The sequence below is a fragment of the Sorangium sp. So ce117 genome (assembly GCF_051524395.1).
GTDB classification, from domain to species: domain Bacteria; phylum Myxococcota_A; class Polyangia; order Polyangiales; family Polyangiaceae; genus Sorangium; species Sorangium cellulosum_B.
The window spans coordinates 2836919-2855391 of the sequence record NZ_CP150309.1 but is presented as its reverse complement, the minus strand read 5'-3'; the positions used below and the strand labels follow the sequence as shown (position 1 = coordinate 2855391).

Genomic DNA, 18473 nt, shown 5'->3' with positions numbered 1-18473 from the left:
CGCCCGCTCGCGGGCGGAGCGGTCGTCCGGCTCGTGCCCTCATCCCTTGACCGTGACGAGCGGCCAGAGCCGCGCCACGCGCCGCGCGATCCCCGCCTCCTCGACGGAGCGCACCACCGGCGTGATGGGCTTGTAGGCATACGGCGCCTCCTCCTTCATCCGCTGGTGGTACTTCGCGAGGATGTCGCGCCGCCGCCGCACGTGGGGCGCGTCGGGGTCGAGCGGCGTCACGACGTGCAGCTTCTCGACCGCGCGCCGGTAGACGTCCTCGTCGGTGTGCGCGGAGCGGCCGCGCGTGAGGCTGCGGCCCGCGCCGTGGCACGCGCTCGCGAGCAGCGCCGCGTGCCCTGCGCCCGCCAGCACCCAGCTCGAGTCGCCCATCGAGCCGGGGATGATCACCGGGTCACCCGTGTACGAGAACGCTCCGCCCTCGCCATCGGGTCCCCCGGCGGGCGTCGCGCCCTTGCGGTGCAGGTAGCGTGGCTCGGCCCCGTCGGGCTCCCAGATGAGGTTGTGCGGCGCATCGTACACGAGCGTGCTCGCGACCTCGCGGCCAAGGACCTCCCGCATCGCGCGCACCACCATGAGGCCCAGGAAGAGGCGGTTCGCGAACGCGAAGTTCGCCGCGTTCCGCATCGCGTCGAGGTAGACGGAGGCCTCGTGGGCGTGGGGGCCCACCGCCGGCAGCACATAGAAGCCGTGCGCCGGATGGGGCACCCCCGCGGGGTACAGCGCGCGGGCGCGCTCGTTGAAATAGCCGCCGACCGCGTGCCCGAGCCCGACGGAGCCCGCATGGGCCATGATCGTGACGGCGTTCTTCGAGAGCCCGAACGAGCGCGCCGTCGCGCCGTCGACCAGCTCGTCGACGGCCTGTATCTCGACGAAATGGTTGCCGCCGCCGACCGTGCCGATCTGGATGTCACGCCCGTCCGCCCGGCCCGACGCCTGGATGTACGCGTCGAACGCGAACGTCCCACGCGCGGGGAGCCCGCCGTGGAAGTGCACGCGATCGAGATCCGCGCGCTGGGCGCGAGGATCGTAGTGGGCCCACAGGCCGGTGCGGGCGTTGTCCGCCGCCGTATCGTGCAGCCCGGACAGGCCATCACGGAGCATCGCCGCGCGCTGGCGCGGCGACATGGGGATATCGCGCTGGCCCTGGAAGAAGATCGCGCGGAGCCGCTGCTTCAGGGCGCCGATGTGCGGCGCGAGCTCGTCCCGGTCCACGTCCGTCGCGAGCAGGCGCATGCCGCAACAGACGTCGTTGCCGACGGCCTGCGGCACCACGAACCCGCGGGCATCCACGACGGTGCCCACGGGGATGCCCGCGCCCTTGTGAAAGTCGGGCGTGAGCACGATGGAGCGGATCTCGCCGGCTGAGCCGCCCCAGAACGGGGCAATCCTGCCGGCCTTTTCCCAGGTATGAAGATCGCGGAGCGTGCCTTCAAGCGAGGCGAACCGGAGGAGCTCCTCGATGCCGTCGGCCTCGACGACGACATCCTCCCTGGCCACGAGGGTGATCGGAATATCGAACGGATTGTCGATGCGGGCCGTCGCGCCATCCAGGCGACGCACCACCGCATCGAGATGCAATTTGCCAACCATGCTGCTGTCCAATCCACGAAGACGCACGCGGCCGGCGCGATCACGCGACGGGCCGCGGCTCACTCTCCCCCGATTTGGACCCGGTGCGCGAACGAGGGGATCGCACACCGCAGCAGCGGGGCTCACTATAAACCAGGAGCGCCGGTCGTCAAGCGGCGCCGGCCGGCTGGCGCGGGCGCAGACGGCTCCCATGCGGAGGGGGACGCGGATGTGGGTGCCCTGGAGGAGCGGTGGCTCCGGCTCGAGGAAGCGGGCGACGATGAGCTCGGCTATCTCGCGCTCGCGCCCGAGGACGAGCGCGAGCTCCAGCGCGCGCCAGGCGATCAGGAGGCGTTGCACGCGAACAAACCCGGAATCGCCGATGGAAGTGGCCGATTCGACCAACTTGCTGGCCGGCGCGACCAAGCCGCCCCTGAGGCCAATCGCTACATCTGCCTCATGTCCAGCCGCGGAGGCGCGCGTCGCGCCTCGCCGGACGCGTGGAGGCTCAAAGCCATGATCGGTCGAATGGAACTCTCGCAAAATTCAAGGAGGGGCTCAATGGCCCTCGCGCTCGCCACCACCCTCGCGGTCGCAGGGGGCTGCCCCATGTCGGATGATGATGATGGCGCCGGCGGCAGCTCGACGAGCGCTGGGCACGGCGGCTCGTCGGCCTCCGGCGAGGGCGGCTCGTCGAGCGCCGGTGAAGGCAGCTCGTCGAGCTCCGGTGAAGGCGGCTCCTCGAGCTCCGGTGAGGGCGGCTCCTCGAGCTCCGGTGAAGGCGGCTCGGTCCGCTGCCCGGTCGCGACGCACAGCGGGATCATCTCGATCCAGGATGTATCGATTCAAGGCGCGCCGCAGGCGGGCCACGGCCTCACGGTGCAAGTCCTGTTCACCCCCTCCACGCCTCCCGCTTACGAGCAGATGCCCGGGGAAATCGAAGGGTGCAGGGCGTGGGTCTACGACACACAGGACAATCCGCCGCCGGCGCTGACGGATCAGGGGGTGATCACGATTGCCGGCCTCGAAGGCGGGCCCCTCGCGTGCCGCTTTGCTGGCTCGGGTTATGCGTGCCCGACGTCGACGGGGGCCGGACAGGCGAGCGTCGCTCCGGGGCAGACGGGGACCGCGGCCTACACGATCGAGGGCGCGACCTTCTCCGCAGCGGATGTCGGTCGTTACCTGCGCGTCACCGGCGCGGCGAACGCGAAGAACCAGGGCGCGTTCCCCATCGTCGCCGTGGAGTCGAGCACGACGGCGATCGTGGTCAACCAGGGCGCGGCGGAGGAAGCCTTCGCGGCCGAGTACACCGTGCTCGCCGGGGCGGGGCCCGTTCCGAACAACCCCGTCGACCCGATCGAGGGCGGCGACGAGGTCGTCGTGGGCATCTCGCCCGGCGGCGAGATGGCCTTCGACTTCCCCGACAGCGCGCCCATCGTGGCCGGCGAGGCGTTCACGCCCGACACGGCGTCGGCGGCCGCCCTCGTCGCGGTGCCGCTCGACGGCAGCCCATTGACGCTCGGCTGCGGCGGCCCGGGGGGCAGCTGCGGGCCGGCGCAGGCCACGCTCGTGCGCCTCACCAGCACGGACGGCGACGTCGAGGGCGCGTCGCCGTTCGCGATGCCCCCGCCCGCGCGCAAGCAGGTCGAGATTCAATGCGTCGCGCTGGGAGGTGATGGCACGCTGACGATCCCGGCCGAGGCGATGAAGCTGCTCCAGGAGGCCCACCAGGTCTCCCCGATCTCGCGCATCCGGACGGCGCTGATGCGCGAAGGATGGGCGGGCCCCACGAACGCCCCCTCCCTGCCTCCGAACATCACGACCATCGTCGTCGGCCACGGGCTCCTCGGCTTCACCAGCCCCTGACGCCCGCGGTACCTGCGCCCTGATCGGCGCGCCAGAGCGCGCTCGCCCCGCCGCGATCTCGCGCCGCGGCGAGCACCGGCGAGCGACCGTCGGTGCGGATCCTGCATGATCCCGGGCGCATGCACCGCCCGCTGCCCACCGTGATGACGTCCGTGGCCAGGCTGGTCGTCGACTTAGGGCTCCGCGACGGCATCCGGCTGGGCGCGATGGAGCGCGCCGCGCGCCTGCCGTCGCTCGCCGCCGATCCCGATCGGCGCATCGAGATCGACCGGCTGCTCGATCTGTGGACCTATCTGGGTCAAACGCTGGACGACCCGTCGCTGCCGATCCGCGTCGCGCAGCGGGCGACGGTGGAGGACCTCCATGTGCTCGGCTTCGCGCTCATGACCGCGCCCTCCATCCGGCATGCGCTCGGCACCGCAGCGCGGTACAGCGCGCTCCTGACCGACTCGGGCCGATGGGAGGCGATCGAGAGCGCGAAGCGCGCCGAGGTGCGGTGGCATCGCCTGCGGCCGCTCACGCTGGGGCACCGCCTCTCCAACGAGACCGCGCTGGCGCAGAACCTCGGCTGCCTGCGGCAGATGGCGGGCGACGACCTCACGCCGCTGGAGGTGAGCTTCCGCCACGCGGCCCCGCCGCGCCGGACTGCGCACGTGGAGTTCTTCCGTTGCCCCGTGCGGTTCGACGCGCCCTGGGACGGGATGGTGTTCCGCCGCGAGGTCCTCGACATGGTGCCTGCGGGCGCGAACCAGAGGTTATGGGAGTACCTGTGCCGGAGCGTGAGCGCCCTCTGCGAGCAGCTCGCGCCGCCGTCGATCGCGGACGGCGTGCGGCACCAGCTCGTCCGCGCGCTCGCGAGCGCCGAGGGCGGGCTCCCGACGCTGGACGACGTGGCTCGCTCCCTCGGCACGACGGAGCGGACGCTGCGCCGGCGCCTGGAGGTCGAGCGGACGAGCTTTCGGAAGCTTGTCGAGGAGGTGCGCCGCGACCGCGCGGCCGACCTGCTGGCGAGGAGCAGCGTGACCGAGACGGCGCTCCGGCTCGGCTTCTCGGACACGACCGCGTTCAGCCACGCGTTCCGGCGCTGGTTCGGCTGCCCTCCGCGCGAGCTCCGGGGCGCGAAGGGGACTGCGGGCCATCAAGGGACGTGAGCGCGGGCGAGCCCGGGACGGCGTCCGCGGCTGCCTCGCGAGCCAAGATGCCACATGGGTGAGCCGCCGCGTCGCCAGGCCGACCTGCAGCTCTTGCCAACGCACCCTACGGCGCTGGACAGCGCTCGCGCTTGCGGCGCGGCGCCGCTGGTGAGATCCTCGATGCGAAAGGTCACCGGAAACGTTCGAATGCACAGACCTGGTCCGCCGGCTTCGGTGGACCAGTCGACGACTCGTCGGGCCGACAAGCAACCGTGGAGCGCAGTGGCTGACGGGCAGGCGCAGGCGCCATTTGCAATGGATCAGATCGGATGAGCGAGCCGTCGGCGTACGAGGATGGATATTCAGCGCTGCCTGCCGAGGATCGGCGGCGGCTCGCCGGGCGAATGTTCGCGGAGAAGAACTACGTGCTGGCGGCCGCGCTGTTCGAATCGGTCGGTGGAGAGCTCTCGGCCTTGGAGAAGGGTAAGCTCCGCTACTCGCGCGCGCACATGCAGCAGGGGAGCGTGAGGCTCGTCAACACGGCGGCCGTCTTGCCGATCCTCTTTCATGGATATCGCGGAGAGACCGTGGCCGGCGTCCTCGGCGTGAAGTTCGGCGACGCCGCGTCTGCCACCGTCGACAAGCTCGTCCAGGTTGTCTACCAGCCCTCGTTCGACCCGGAGGCCGCTCTCTCCCTCGTCCTTGACGACGACCGGACCGTGCTCTCGATCACGGCGGCCAGCGCCAGCCTCTGGCGCTCCGCCTACCTCGCCTGGGACCCCGATTTTGCGAACAGCCTCCCTGCCGAGCGACTGCCAGACGCTCTCGCAGTTCACCAGGAGCAGGTTGTCGTGCGCGCGGAGGATGCCGTGGAGCTTTGGCGCAAGATCGGGGCAATTTCGGTCGACAGTCCGGAGCGAGAAGCCCGGGCGCTCGACGGGTTGAGGGTCGCAGGGTGCTTCCGCGACGGCCTCCAGCACGACTTCAATGTTCATGTGGCGAGCAGTGGTCCTGGCGTCCAGCTCGCCAGGCTCCTCTTCGAAGCGGCGTGGGAACGCGCTCGCCTTCCCGGGAGTGTAGCAGCGCTGGAGAACCTGTTCGGCTACCTTCGTGGCTCGGGGCTCCCGGTCAAAGTGCAGTCGGGACCGCCGCGTATTCTCCGGATTTTCGGGCGTCTGGGCTGGAGCCCCGATGTGGCCGACGCCCTTCGCGAGGTGCTCTCTGCCATCCCTGCGGATGAGCCCCTCATCGTCGACTTCTCGAACTTCCGATCGATGGGCACCTATTTCCATCCATTCCTCGCCCCCCTCGTCCAGCGGAGCGGGCCCACCGCGTGGATTCGATCACCTGGTGCAGATGACCATCTTTGCGCCATGTCTGTCAGTCCGGCCTGCATCTTCGACACGATGCTCGACGCACTCGCACACATCCGCGCGGCGCAGAGATGAACTATCCGCATCACGCGCGCTTCGGGCCGCGACAGACCGACAGGTCGTTGGGTCGACTAGTAAAGGGCGATCGATGAAAGCTCTCGAGCCTCTGCGGTTTTTCTTCGAACTCGCGAACTCGTATCGAGTACCGGCAGGGATCGCCGCCGCCATCAACATTGCCCTCGCGATTGGCGCGTACTCGGTGTTTCCGAAGCGTGCCACCGGCTCCGCCGCCCGTGTCGGCGCTTTCGTCCTGGCTGGCCTACTTGGCGGGCCAGCGGCCGTTGCGGAGACTCTTATCGCGATCGAGCTCCTTGATTTCCGGCAAGAAGCCGCCGGCTTGGCGCTCGCCTTCCTGCCGGTCTTGCTGGTACCAACGGCGGTAGCCGTCCTCGTCTGGCTTTTCGGCGACTCCCTCGCCGGCGGCGGCAGGCGCCCCGCGTTGACTCTGCTAGGCGCGATCCTCGGGGCCACGACCATGGCTCCCCTGTTGGTCGTCGCGCTCGAGCACTCGCCGCCGCTGCTGCGCGAGCTTTCGCGGTTGCTTTCGGAGGACGTCGCACCCTTCGTGTGGTACGCGTTTCTCGCGCTTCCAGTGGCCGCTGGCGCGGCTTGTGGGTTCACCGTTCTACGTCGCGCGTCTCGCTAGATGCACAACCTCTCGGCCACTGCTGCCGGTACACGGATTGCCCTCGGGTCTGCAGATTGCTTGTCGAGCAGAGCGGCGCGGCGCTCCACGAAGCGGACGATTCATTCGCGTTCGTCCGCGGCCTGGATGCGCCCGCTCTTCACCGCGGCCGCCAGCGCCTGGTGGTCGCGCTCGGTCTGATCGGCGTAGGCGATCGAGAACGCGGCGATCGCCTTGTCGAAGGTGTCTGCCTTCCCGAGGTAAGCCGCGATCGCGATCCGATCGCCCGAGCGTGCGTGTGCGCGCGCCAAAGTCCAGCCGCAGAGGCCGCCGTACGTCGTCAAGAGGACCCGATCCAGCGCGGCGATGTCCACCGAGAACTTCCAGTCGCGCAGCTGGCGCACGTAGAAGTCGCGCTCGATCCCGTCGGCGCCCTTCACGCGCTGCCAGCCGAGGAAGATGTCGCTCGCGGCCTGCATCAGCCGCTGGCCCGCCACAACGCGCTGGCCGCTGTTGGGGTACGCGCTCTTGCCGAGGAACCGCTCGAGGACCGACGCTTGCGCCTCCTTCGCCTGCAGGAAGAGCGGGTCCTCCTCGTCACGGCCGAACAGCAGGATGATCCAGGCCCGCGCGCCGACGCTCCCGACCCCGACGACCTTGTGGGCCATGTCCGCGAAGTTGTACCCCTCCAGCACGTGCCGCCGATCGGCCTGGAGGGTGCTTCGATAGCCGCGCAGGATCTCGCGCACCTGCTGCTCGAGCTGCTCGCGGTCCACGCCCTTCACGAAATCCTCCATCGGGACGATCAGGGGAGGATCGCTGATGATTCGCCGCCGGCCACCCACCTCGCGGGTCAGCTTCTCGTAAGCCTGGATGCTGTCCTTCGTCCGAGCCTTCGCGACGTTGCGCTCGGTGGCGTTCAGGCGCTCGCGGCCCACCTGCGAGCGGAACCGGTCGAGGATCTGCTGGATGTCGAGGCTCGCGTACCAGACGTCGAGGTTGCGGAGCGCCGCGAAGCTCCGCATCGCCTCGCGGTACGCGCGGACCGTCGTCAGGACGATGTCGGACCGCGCCGCCTTCGAGAAGCCGTTGTCGCGCCCGGCCAGCTCCATGCTGGCAGCCAGCCGCTTCACGTCCCAGTCCCACGGTCCCGGGAGCGTCTCGTCGAAGTCGTTGATGTCGAATACCATGCGGCGCTCGGGGGATCCGAACACCCCGAAGTTCGAGAGGTGCGCGTCGCCGCAGAGCTGCGCCCTCAGGCCCGAGCGCGCCGCGGCGGCCAGATCGGAGGCCATCACGCACGCTGCGCCCCGGTAAAACGTGAACGGGGAGACCAGCATCCGGCCGTAGCGGATCGGCACGAGCTCTGGCACGCGGGTCTTCGCTTGCTCCTCCAGAAGCGCGATCGGATCGGGCCGGTAGGGCAGCGCCTCCCAGTTCGCGTGCGCGGCACGTGGGATCTCCGCGCGCTCCGCCTTGCCGCGAGCCGCATGCTCCTCGGCGGAGAGGTGCGGCATCGCCCACTCCCCCGTAACCGTGGATGATCCATCGAGTGTGACCATCTCCGTCTTCCGTCCCTCCCTCGGCGTTCAACGTCCCGCGGCCGTGCGGGACGCGCCGTTCAGATCCTCGCACGTCCGCCAGACGCACGAGGGATGTTCAATCGCCCATCGTTCGCCGCAGATCGTTCAAGGCCTGCTGGCTCACCTGCAGAGCCCCCTCCTGCGGGCGATCGAGGTCGGCGGTCAGCAGCATGACGACCGAGAGGCTCATGACCAGCGTCGCGACCGTGGGGGACCGGCGCGTCTTGACCAGACCGGCGTGATAACCGACCGCCATCAGGTTCAGGATCGCGACCGCGAAGAGCGCCGCCCACAGGACCCCTGGAATACCGCTCCGGATGGCCACGTTGACGCGCGTCGTGTGGAGTTCTATCGTCCGGTTCAGCGACTCGATGAAGAGCGCCACGACGGGCGAGCTGGGGTGGTCTCGTCCGGCGGTCTCCGCCTCTTTCCAGAGCTCCCGGTGCAGCTCCTCCGAGCGCCGCACCGCTTGCTCGACGTTGCCGAGCCTCACCCCCTCCAGACGCGACGCCACGTAGTCACGCAGCAGCGCGCGGACCTTCGCGCCGCGGTCGCCGGGGAGCAGGCCGGCGCGCAGGTAGGTCGTCTCGATGGCGTTGGCCTCGTCGACGACCATATGTTTCCTCGCCTCGAAGCGGGTCGCCGCAAAGCCGAACGTGAACGCCAGGACGAGCGCCAGCAGGCCCATCGTGGTTGTGACCAGGGCGAGCACGTGGGCCCCGGCCTCCCCCTCGGACCGGCGCAGCCGGTATCCTCCCAGCCGATAGCCGCCCTCGACGGCGAGCACCAGGAGCACGATCACGATCCCCAGGAGCAACCAGAGCGGAATTCGATCGAGCGGTCCAGGCACGGGCATCGACGCACCTCGCTTCAATCACGGCGCTTCGCCGTCGCGAAGACGGAGCATGTTGCCGCGGCGCCGGCCTGGGCGCTCGCCCTCAGTCCGACAGCCCGGCTGGCGCTGACCTCATGGTCGCGATTCCTGGCGGAAGGTCAACCAACCCGTCCTCGTTCTGTCAAGCGCTTTCAGCGCGAACACAGGCCTGCAAGATCCGGAGTTTCTCCGATAGCAGCAGGGGCGGCCTGCTCCTGAGCGCGGCTCGTCGGACAGCGAACCTACACCGCCCGCCACCGGGTCTTCCGCATTTTTTCCTCGGGCGCTCGCGCAGGCGGCGGAGCTGCGGATAGCTTGGAAGGATGAAGAATCCTCTGCAATTTCCCCTGGTGATCGCGCTGTTGCTCGCCGCCTGCGACTCCACGCCGGGCTCCGGCGGCGACGGCGGCTCAGGGCCTGACGTGCCCTCGCCGCACCCCGCCGGCGGCGGAGCGAACGATGGCGGCGGGGGCGGCGGAACGAGCGATGGCGGCGGGGGCGGCGGCGACGGGCCGGTGCTGCCGTCCGGCACGCTGAGCGAGCGCTACCCGGACGACGTGGGGCTCGCCGGTGACCCCGCCGTGCTCTTCCACGACGACTTCGAGCAAGGCTGGGGGCGCTGGGACGGGCCCACCGCCGACACGCGCTACCTTCATATCGAGACCGACCCGGCCACAGCCCACGCCGGGCAGGGCTACCTCCGCTCGACCGTGACGACCGCCGATCTGGCGGAGGAGACGTACATCTCGTCGTCCACGTGGGTCACCCATGAGCGCGTCGACGCGCTCTACTGGCGCTTCCATGTGCGCTTCCCCGAGCTCGCCCCGAACCCGCACCACTGGGTGCGCATGGCGGCGGGCACCGAGAGCTGGGACAGCAGCGGCCTCGCGAACACGGTGCCGGCCGGAGACGACGGCTTCTGGTTCGACTTCGATACGACAACCGACGACGTCTTCAACTTCTACGCCTACTGGTACAAGATGCGCTCCGGGCGCTGCAACGACGGGACCGCCACCCCTGGCTGCGCCGGCGATCAAGGCACGACATACTACTACGGGAATGTCTTTCAGCCGCCGGATCAAGCGTCGTTCCCGCGCGACCGCTGGTTCTGCGTCGAGATGCACGCACGCGCCAACACGGTCGGCCAGAGCGACGGCGCGCTCGCGTTCTGGATCGACGGCGTGGCGATCGGCGACTACCGCCCCGGCTACCCCGACGGCACCTGGCTCCGCGCCCAGTTCCACACGGGAGGGTGCGACTTCAGCGCGTGCACCCAGCCCGAGCCGTTCGGTGGCTTCGACTTCCGATCGAGCGATGACGTGCGCTTCAAGAAATTCATGCTCGACGCCTATTACGAGCGCGACTCCGACGCTCGCCGGCGGGCGGAGATGGAAGAGCTCGGCATGACCGTCTCCGACACACACACCATCCTCTACGACGATGTCGTCGTCGCGACCGAGCGCATCGGCTGCCGCCGCTGAAGCACGCTCCGCGCTCGGCCCTCTCCCATGGTACCCTCCCGCGTATGGGTACCGCGAACGCCCCCGCCCCCCGACGGCGCTCGGCCCTGCGCCGCGCCGCATGCGCGGCCCTCCTGCTGGCCGGGTGCGGCCCCGCGCCCACGCTGGCCGAGCCGCGCGCGCCGGAGCCGCCGCCCGCCGCCGAGACGGTCTACATCGTCCTCCAGGATCCGCCCCCGGCGGCGGCGATAACGGCGGCCGACGGCTGGGTGCCGGAGGAATTCCCCGGCGACAACCCGTTCGAGCGGACACGCACCTGGATCGGCGATTACGACTGCCCGCAGGGCACGACCGAGATGACGTTCCGGATCCTGGAGGTCAAGGGCGACAGGATCAAGGCCGTGTTCGGCTTTCATCATGCCGACTCCGGCGCCGCCGGCAAATACCTCATGAGCGGCCGCTACGACGCCGAGACGCGGACGGCATCGTTCTCGCCCGGCGCCTGGCTCGAGCGCCCGCCCAACTACGTCACCGTGGGCATGAAGGGCGACCTCGCGTTCGACGGCTCGCTCTTCGCCGGACGCATCGAACACCCCGACTGCGGCGCGTTCCGGCTCCGGCCGGCGGGGTAGCGCCGCCCCTCGCGCTGCTCGTCGCCGGGCCACGCCGAGCGACGAGCAGCGCTTCCGTCATGTGGGCAGTCGCGCGAGCGAGGGGCGGAGCGCGACCCTCAGGGCGTGCTCGACGGGTCTGCCGGGTCGCTGCCCTCGTCTTCCTCGTCGCCGTCGCGGAAGCCGTCGCCGTCGCGATCGAGCCCGATCCGCACCCCCGATCCCGGCGGCGCGCACGTGTACGTGAGCTCGCCCCGGTTGCGCGAGGCCCGGTGCCGCAGCGCCGCGTCGCGGATCGGCGCGTCGCAGAGCCGGTCGCCGACGAACAGGCCCGCGCCGACGTACAGGAACCCCGCCGCCTCATGGTCGTGTGATCCCTTGACCACCAGATCACACTCCCCTGCATCAGCCCGCGCGCGGAGCAGATCGATCCTCGGCCCGACCGCGGCCGCGTTGTGGCGGGTGAGCGTCACCTGCTGCCCGACGATCGGCGCCAGGTTGCTGTCGAACGCGAGCAGGAACTGCTCCACCTCGCGCCGCATCACGTCCCCCTCCGGCCCCGGCGGGAACCCGCCCGGGGTGAGCGGAGACTGGTTGAACCCCATGTCGGGGGTCGCCGAGCTCACGAAGCGGAAGAGCGTCGGGACGCCCCCTTCGTTGTTGAAGCCGAAGCCGCGGACCTGGTCGCCCAGGTGCGCGTCGCTGCCCGGGAAGAGCTCGTTGTTCGCCATCCCGAACATGCCGACCTTCTGGTACAGATTGCGGAAGTGCGGCGATTTGAAGGCCTCGGTCTCCAGGTCGAACGTGTACCGGCCATCGCCGCCGAAGAAGCCCGGCGCATCGACGCCGAACTCCTCGTTCGCGTGGCGGTCGAGCACATGGCACGAGACGCAGGTGCCCTCCTCGCTGAAGTCGGACACGTTGTTGAAGAAGAAGCTGCGCCCGGCCTGCTGCGCCGGAGTGAGCGAGTTGTCGAGCGCCCGGTTCGGGTTGGGCGGATAGGTGACCTGCAGGATGAAATCGGCGAACGCCCGCATGTCGGCCTCGGGGATAAGCTCGCTCCTCCCCAGGAGATCCGGGAACGCGGCCTGGAACTCCAGGAACGCCGTCACCTCGTCGAACGTCCCGCTGTCCGGGTGCGCGCTCGGCTCGTCGTCGCCCCCGGTGCGATCGCCGCGCCAGTGCATGGGCCCGTGGTTCGCCATCCCGCGGAGGCTCTGCGTCGTCATCGGCCCCTTCATCGGGTGGTGGGTGTCGGGTATCCCGAAATCGAGGGGGTGTGACTCGAACGGCCCCGGGATGTCGGCGACCAACCCGTCCGGATTGCCGAGATCCCAGGACAGGCTGTCGAAATCGCCGTAGACATGGCAGCTCGCGCACGACGAGTCGCCGTGGCTCGACTCGAACGACGCGTCGTAGAGGAACCGGCGGCCGGCGACCACGCTCGGCGGCTCCGGGTTGTGCATCGGCACGTGCGCGATCTCGGACCTGGTCGTCGTGCTGAGGATCGAGATCGCGTTGTCGAAACGCGTGATCGTGTACAGGCGCCGCCGCGCCTCGTCGAGCAAAAGCCCCGTCGGGCCGCCGCCGGGCACCGGGATCTGCCTGGAGGCGCTCGGCACGAAGGTGTCGTTCTCCAGGGCGGCGGTGCTGAACACCCCGATCTTGGACGAGCCTATCGTCGCCACGTACAGCGTCTTGCCGTCGCTCGTGACGGCCATCTGCTGCGGGAGGGCGAGGCTCTTCTGGTTCTCGGCGTTCGGGACCGGGGCGCAGCAGGCGTCATAATCGATGTGTTTGTTGAGGTGCCTCGGCGTGACGCTGCCCGCCAGGCCGAGGACGGTGATCCTGCTCTCGTGCAGGTGACCTCGTACCGTCTGGCCGGCGAAGATCCCGGGCCCCTCGAAGCGCTTCTCGTTCCCTGCCTCGGTGTTCGACACGTACACCTTCCCGCTGACCGGGTTCACCACCATGTTGTAGAGGATGGTGCCGACGCCGGTGTAGAACCCGGCGGCGCCGGGCAGCTGCCTCGGCGGGCTCGCGTTCGCGTCGATGACGAACACGTCCTTGTCGGGCAGCGAGAGCCGGACGGAGCTGTCCCAGACGCGGTTCAGCTCGTCGACCCAGTGGGAACCATTGAACTTGACGATGAGCCCCGTCTCCGGATGCGGGATCCCCTCCGCGTTGGTGGCCGGCCCGGGCACGCCCCCCGCCGCCTCTCCGCCGTTCGGGATCAAACCCTCGTGGATCGCGGTTGTGCGGTTCCCGGAGTGGAAGGCCGCCGCATACACCTTGCTGCCGTCCGGCGTCACCGCCAGCGCCCTCGGGGTATCGCTGAACAGCGTGACGATGGTGAGGGGCGCGCCGGCGAGCGTCGGCCCGAGGCGATCAGCGTCGAAGACCCATACGTCCGCCCGGCCCACGCCCGGGGTCGTGAGCTGAGGATCGAACGGGATGTTCTGTCCGCGGTGCGCCGTCGTGATGAACGCGCGGCGCCTTCCAGGACCAGCAAACACGATATCCCGCGGCTCGTCGCCCACGAGCAGCGTCCGCACGACCCGGCCCGAGCGCGCCCCCTGGGTCAGCTCGACGACGCTCACGCTGTCCGACAGGTGGTTGACGACCCAGACCTCGGTATCGCTCCGCGCCGCCACGGCCACCGGCTCGAGGCCGACGGGGATGGAGGCGCGGTGCTCGATACCCTGATCCTTGACCCGATACACCTCGAGGTGGTTGTCGGGCGTGTTCACGGCGAATAGCAGCTTTCCGTCGGGCGAGAGCGCGAGCGGACGCACATGGCCGCTCTCGAAGAGGGTGAAAGACGACGCCGCCTCGGCGGATCGGCCGGCCGCGAGGGCGACGAGCAGCGCCGACGCCGCCACGAGACGGGAGAGGACATCGCGCACGACAAAGTACGAGGCCATGAGTCACCTCCGATGAGTGGGGTTCTCCTCAACTGATTTCGAATGGCAAGCAGACGATAAGGCGCGAAGGCTGAGTTAAAGGGTAGTCGTGGCCGGCTCGCATTGCAATATCGCAATGGGTTTGCTTCAGCAATCGATGCCTTCGGCACACCTGCGCCGAGCTACCTACCGAGGTGTCGCGACGGTGCGAGGCAGTCCAGTCGGGCAGACGGCGCCGGCGACCTCGAGACGGCCCCCCGGATCGCCGTGATCCGGTCGCAGAGCATCGCGGCGCCGCGGCGGTTCATGGTAGGCTGCGCAACATGCAGGGGGGCCTCGCAGTCGGGCCGTCGTCTCGGCGCCGGGAGCGCGGCGCGCGGCGATCGGTGCGCATCGCGCGCTGTCGCGCCGTCGAGCGGCGCGCGCTGCCCGCACGACACGCCCCGGGAAGGAGCCCCGAGAGACCATGAAGACATCGGCTGTGCGACGCACCATCGCCGGGCTCACGGTCGCCGTGCTGTCCGTCCTCGCCTCGGCGTGCCAGCCGGATCCCTCGCCCGGCGACCGGGGCAAGGAGGCGCGACCGCCTCTCCGCTTCAGCCACGGCTACTGGCTCGGGTATTTCCCGCTGTCGATCGCCGAGGAGAAGGGCTTCTTCGACCAGCAGGGCGTCGACGTGGAGCTCGTCTTCAACCCGGATCTCTACGGCATGATCTCCGATTTCACCGCGGGCAAGGTCGACGGCTTGCCGTGGACCATGGAGGTCGTCGTGCGCATCCTCGCGAGAGAGCCCGATGCGCGGGTCGTCCTCTACTCCGGCCAGACGGCGGGCGCCGACGTCATCATGGCGCGGCCCGAGATCCAGACGATCTCCGATCTCAAGGGGAAGAAGATCGCGGCCAAGACCGGCGCCATGGGCGAGATGCTGGTCAGCGAGATGCTGGAGAGGAACGGGCTCGCCATCGACGACGTGACGCTGGTCAACGTGGGCGAGACGGACGTCGCCCAGCTCCTGGCGAACAATACGATCCAGGCTGGGCACACCTGGGAGCCCTATGTCACGCAGGCGGCGAAGTCCGGCGCCAAGGCGATCTTCTCGAGCAAGGAGACGCCCGCGCTGTTCGCCGATTTCACGCTCTTCCGCAGCACGGTGCTGCGCGACCGCCCGGACGACGTCCGCGCCTTCATCCGGGCGTGGTTCCAGGCCGTCGAGTTCTGGAAGGCCCACCCGCAGGAGGGCAACGAGATCATCGCGAAGGCGCTCAAGATCCCGGCCTCGGACATCAGCACGGACGGATACGAGCTCTTCTCGCTGGAGGAGGTCCGACGGCGGTTCGCCCCGAACAACGACCCCACGTCGCTGGCCCCGCTCGTCAACAAGCACATCGATTTTCTCGTCCAGGACGGGCAGCTGGGGCGCCGCCCGGACCTCGACAACATCTTCGATTCGTCCTTCCTGCCGCCCGCCACGAGCCGCGAGTGACCGCCGCGGCCCGCGGAGCACCTGGAGAGCATCGCCACGGAGGTTCGACGAACGCCATGAGTCGCGCAATGCAGCAGCAGGCCCCGCTCATCACCCTCCGCATGAAGCTGATCGTGGCGCTCTTGACGGTCGCGCTCGCGCCGCTCTCGATCCTCACGCTCCTGAACAAGCGGACGAACGAGATGGTGTTGACCGAGAGCGCCAACCAGGCGCTCGCCGCGGCCGCGTCGCAGGCCGCGACAAGCGTCGACGACTTCATCGAGAGCAACCTGGACGCGGTCCGCGTCGAGGCCCGCCTGCCCGGGCTGACCAGCTACCTGAGCCTCGACGACGAGGCCCGGAGGAGCGGGAGCGAGGCGCACGCGTTCGCGTCGAGGACGCTGCACGGCCTCATCCGGAAGGACACGATCAACATCCTCTCCTATGCACTGCTCGACGAGCGCGGGCACAACGTCCTCGACACGGTGCAGACGCCCGCGGAGAGGGACGAATCGAGGAGGGACTACTTCGTCCGCGCGATGGAGACGGGCCTGCCGTACGCGTCGTCGGTCGTGTTCGCCGGCGAGGTGCCCCAGCTCGTCTTCAGCAGCCCCGTCCGCGACGCGCTGAACAAGAAGAAGACGATCGGCGTGCTCCGGTGCACCTACAACCTGTCGGCCGTCCAGCGGATCATCCTCTCCCAGACGCGCCTCCTGGAGGCGTCGGACGCGTTCGCGATCCTCCTCGACGAGCACCACGTCCGCCTGGCGCACGGCCGCTCTCCGGAGCTCGTGTTCAAGTCGCTGGTGCCGCTCGCCCCGGAGCTCGAAGGCCGGCTCAAGGCGGAGCGGCGGCTGCCGGACAAGCCGGCCGCGGAGCTGTCGACCGACGCGCAGGCCTTCGACGAGGGGCTGCGCCGGTTCGAGCGCGAGCAGGACCCCACCTCGACGGCGAGCCGCTTCCTGCAGGCCCGCATGGCCGCGCGGGACGCCCCCATGAGCGCGGTGGCCCTCGCGCGCGTGAGCGCCTTCGACGGCATGAAGAAGCCGCCGTGGACCGTGGCGTTCGTGCGGCCGGAGGCGGCGTTCCTCGAGCCCATCGAGGAGAAGACGACGCGCGACGCGCTGCTGCTCGCCTCGCTGATCGCCGCGATCGTCACGGCGGTCGCCGTCCTGATGGCGCAGGTCCTGACGAGGCCGATCACCCGCCTCGCCCAGGCGGCGTCGCAGCTGGCGAGCGGGAAGCTCGACACAGCGGTCGAGGTGCGATCCCACGACGAGATGGGCACGCTGGCGGAGTCGTTCAACCAGATGGCGCGCCAGCTCCAGGGGTCGTTCGAGGAGCTCGAGCACCGCGTCGAGCAGCGCACGGCCGAGCTGAAGGAGGCGAAGGTCGCCGCGGACGCCGCCAACAAGGCGAAGAGCGACTTCCTCGCCAACATGAGCCACGAGCTCAGGACGCCGCTCAACGGCATCCTCGGCTACGCGCAGATCCTCCGGCGCTCGCGGGGGCTGAGCGAGCAGGACCTGCGCGGGATCGACGTCATCCATCGCTCCGGCGCCCACCTGCTCACGCTGATCAACGACGTCCTCGATCTGGCGAAGATCGAGGCGCAGGCGATGGAGGCCCACGCGAACGATTTCCACCTCCCCTCGTTCCTGCGATCGACGGCCGAGATCTGCCGCATCCGCGCCGAGGAGAAGGGCATCACGCTCGTGTATACGCCCGATCCCGAGCTCCCCACCGACGTGGTCGCCGACGAGCGGCGGCTGCGGCAGGTGCTGATCAACCTGCTCGGCAACGCCGTGAAGTTCACCGAGAAGGGCAGCGTCTCCTTCACGATCAAGCGGCTGGGCGACGGGCCGCGCCCGCCGCACGGATCCGCGCCGGACTCCGCCACGATCCAGAGCGCGCCGCGCAGGACGCACCGGGTGCGCTTCGAGATCGAGGACACCGGGACGGGCATCAGCCCGGATCAGCTCGACCAGATCTTCCTCCCGTTCAAGCAAGCCAGCGACGGCAAGCGCCGCGTCGACGGGACGGGGCTCGGGCTCGCGATCAGCCAGCGCATCATGAAGCTGCTCGGCAGCTCCATCGAGGTGAGGAGCGAGCCCGGCAAGGGGAGCGTGTTCTGGATGGACGTGATCCTCGCCGAGTCGCCCCGGCGAACCCAGCCCACGGCGCTCCGGCCCGCCTCGGCGGTCGTCGATTACGAGGGCAGGCGGCGGCGGGTGCTCGTCGTCGACGACCAGCCCGAGAACCGCGCGGTGCTCGTGAACATGCTGCAGTCCGTCGGGTTCGAGACGTCCGAGGCCACGGACGGCAAGGAGGGCCTCGCGGCGGCGTCGGAGCGCGAGTTCGACCTGGTGATCACGGACCTCGCGATGCCGGAGCTCGACGGCTGGGAGATGATCCGGCTGCTCCGGAAGGCGCCGGATCGAGCAGGATTGAAGATCTTCGCGTCGTCCGCGAGCGTCTTCCTCTCCGATCAGGACAAGAGCCTGGCCGCGGGCGCCGACGATTTCCTCCCGAAGCCGCTGCAGCTGGAGGAGCTCTTCGACAAGATCCAGCGGCACCTCGGGCTCTCGTGGATCTACGAGCAGCAGGGCGATCCTGGCGCAATGGGCGAGGCGCCCGCCGTCGCCCACCGCGACCCGAGCTCACCCGAGCTCCCCGGCGGCGCAGATCTCCCGATGACCGCCCCCGCCGCCGAGGATCTGCGGCTCCTCTTCGATCTCGCGCACAGGGGGCTCTCCCACCAGCTCCAGAAGCACCTCGACAGGCTCGATCGCGCCGATCCGAAGCTCGCGCCGTTTTGCAGGCACCTGCGCCGCCTGATGCAGGATTTCAAGATGGAAGCCGTTGAAGATTTCATCAAGATGCACCTACGCGATTGACGTTGCTTGGACGGCGCGCGCCTTGGTCGTGGCAATGGGAGCGCG

Annotated in this window: 12 protein-coding genes; 8 read left to right on the top strand and 4 right to left on the bottom strand. The window is 69.5% G+C overall.

What is annotated here, in order from left to right; all coding sequences use genetic code 11:
- Positions 1–39: 39 nt before the first annotated feature.
- Entirely contained in the window at positions 40–2007 is a 1968-nt protein-coding gene (locus WMF46_RS10815; protein ID WP_437985536.1) for an RtcB family protein, read from the bottom strand.
- Positions 2008–2142: 135 nt separating this feature from the next.
- On the opposite strand from WMF46_RS10815, the gene WMF46_RS10810 reads away from it, so the two are divergent.
- The 4 genes from WMF46_RS10810 to WMF46_RS10795 all read left to right on the top strand — a co-directional run bounded on the left by WMF46_RS10810 (position 2143) and on the right by WMF46_RS10795 (position 6659).
- Positions 2143–3447: a hypothetical protein gene (locus tag WMF46_RS10810; RefSeq protein ID WP_437985535.1), complete on the top strand. Its 1305-nt coding sequence runs from the start codon at positions 2143–2145 to the stop codon at positions 3445–3447.
- A 206-nt stretch (positions 3448–3653) separates the two neighbouring features.
- Entirely contained in the window at positions 3654–4598 is a 945-nt protein-coding gene (locus WMF46_RS10805; protein WP_437985534.1) for an AraC family transcriptional regulator, read from the top strand.
- Between the two features lie 311 nt (positions 4599–4909).
- Positions 4910–6028 carry a hypothetical protein gene (locus WMF46_RS10800; RefSeq protein ID WP_437985533.1) on the top strand — a complete coding sequence of 373 codons (1119 nt, stop codon included), beginning with the start codon at positions 4910–4912 and terminating at the stop codon, positions 6026–6028.
- A 73-nt stretch (positions 6029–6101) separates the two neighbouring features.
- Positions 6102–6659 carry a hypothetical protein gene (locus WMF46_RS10795; RefSeq protein WP_437985532.1) on the top strand — a complete coding sequence of 186 codons (558 nt, stop codon included), beginning with the start codon at positions 6102–6104 and terminating at the stop codon, positions 6657–6659.
- Positions 6660–6760: 101 nt separating this feature from the next.
- Here WMF46_RS10795 and WMF46_RS10790 read toward each other — a convergent pair whose 3' ends face one another.
- Both WMF46_RS10790 and WMF46_RS10785 read right to left on the bottom strand, forming a co-directional pair.
- Positions 6761–8155 carry a DUF2252 domain-containing protein gene (locus WMF46_RS10790; protein WP_437985531.1) on the bottom strand — a complete coding sequence of 465 codons (1395 nt, stop codon included), beginning with the start codon at positions 8153–8155 and terminating at the stop codon, positions 6761–6763.
- A 142-nt stretch (positions 8156–8297) separates the two neighbouring features.
- On the bottom strand, positions 8298–9077 hold the full coding sequence (locus WMF46_RS10785) for a hypothetical protein (RefSeq protein WP_437985530.1): 780 nt from the start codon (positions 9075–9077) through the stop codon (positions 8298–8300).
- A 341-nt stretch (positions 9078–9418) separates the two neighbouring features.
- Between WMF46_RS10785 and WMF46_RS10780 the strand changes: the two genes are divergently transcribed.
- Positions 9419–10576 (top strand): hypothetical protein, encoded by a 1158-nt coding sequence (locus WMF46_RS10780; protein ID WP_437985529.1) that lies wholly within the window; start codon positions 9419–9421, stop codon positions 10574–10576.
- A 44-nt stretch (positions 10577–10620) separates the two neighbouring features.
- Positions 10621–11187: a hypothetical protein gene (locus WMF46_RS10775; RefSeq protein WP_437985528.1), complete on the top strand. Its 567-nt coding sequence runs from the start codon at positions 10621–10623 to the stop codon at positions 11185–11187.
- Between the two features lie 98 nt (positions 11188–11285).
- On the opposite strand, the gene WMF46_RS10770 is transcribed toward WMF46_RS10775, so the two are convergent.
- Entirely contained in the window at positions 11286–14090 is a 2805-nt protein-coding gene (locus tag WMF46_RS10770; RefSeq protein WP_437985527.1) for a hypothetical protein, read from the bottom strand.
- 445 nt (positions 14091–14535) lie between these two features.
- Between WMF46_RS10770 and WMF46_RS10765 the strand changes: the two genes are divergently transcribed.
- Positions 14536–15552: an ABC transporter substrate-binding protein gene (locus WMF46_RS10765; protein WP_437985526.1), complete on the top strand. Its 1017-nt coding sequence runs from the start codon at positions 14536–14538 to the stop codon at positions 15550–15552.
- Positions 15553–15608: 56 nt separating this feature from the next.
- The gene (locus WMF46_RS10760) at positions 15609–18428 is read left to right on the top strand and encodes an ATP-binding protein (protein ID WP_437985525.1); all 2820 of its coding nucleotides are present in this window, start codon (positions 15609–15611) and stop codon (positions 18426–18428) included.
- Positions 18429–18473 lie beyond the last annotated feature (45 nt).

Bases quoted from the DNA above. Each gene is read 5' to 3' on its own strand.
- WMF46_RS10760 (WP_437985525.1), top strand. From the start codon at position 15,609: ATGAGTCGCGCAATGCAGCAGCAGGCCCCGCTCATCACCCTCCGCATG.
- WMF46_RS10790 (WP_437985531.1), bottom strand. From the start codon at position 8,155: ATGCCGCACCTCTCCGCCGAGGAGCATGCGGCTCGCGGCAAGGCGGAG.
- WMF46_RS10800 (WP_437985533.1), top strand. From the start codon at position 4,910: ATGAGCGAGCCGTCGGCGTACGAGGATGGATATTCAGCGCTGCCTGCC.
- WMF46_RS10785 (WP_437985530.1), bottom strand. From the start codon at position 9,077: ATGCCCGTGCCTGGACCGCTCGATCGAATTCCGCTCTGGTTGCTCCTG.
- WMF46_RS10810 (WP_437985535.1), top strand. From the start codon at position 2,143: ATGGCCCTCGCGCTCGCCACCACCCTCGCGGTCGCAGGGGGCTGCCCC.
- WMF46_RS10805 (WP_437985534.1), top strand. From the start codon at position 3,654: ATGGAGCGCGCCGCGCGCCTGCCGTCGCTCGCCGCCGATCCCGATCGG.
- WMF46_RS10765 (WP_437985526.1), top strand. From the start codon at position 14,536: ATGAAGACATCGGCTGTGCGACGCACCATCGCCGGGCTCACGGTCGCC.
- WMF46_RS10775 (WP_437985528.1), top strand. From the start codon at position 10,621: ATGGGTACCGCGAACGCCCCCGCCCCCCGACGGCGCTCGGCCCTGCGC.
- WMF46_RS10780 (WP_437985529.1), top strand. From the start codon at position 9,419: ATGAAGAATCCTCTGCAATTTCCCCTGGTGATCGCGCTGTTGCTCGCC.
- WMF46_RS10770 (WP_437985527.1), bottom strand. From the start codon at position 14,090: ATGGCCTCGTACTTTGTCGTGCGCGATGTCCTCTCCCGTCTCGTGGCG.
- WMF46_RS10795 (WP_437985532.1), top strand. From the start codon at position 6,102: ATGAAAGCTCTCGAGCCTCTGCGGTTTTTCTTCGAACTCGCGAACTCG.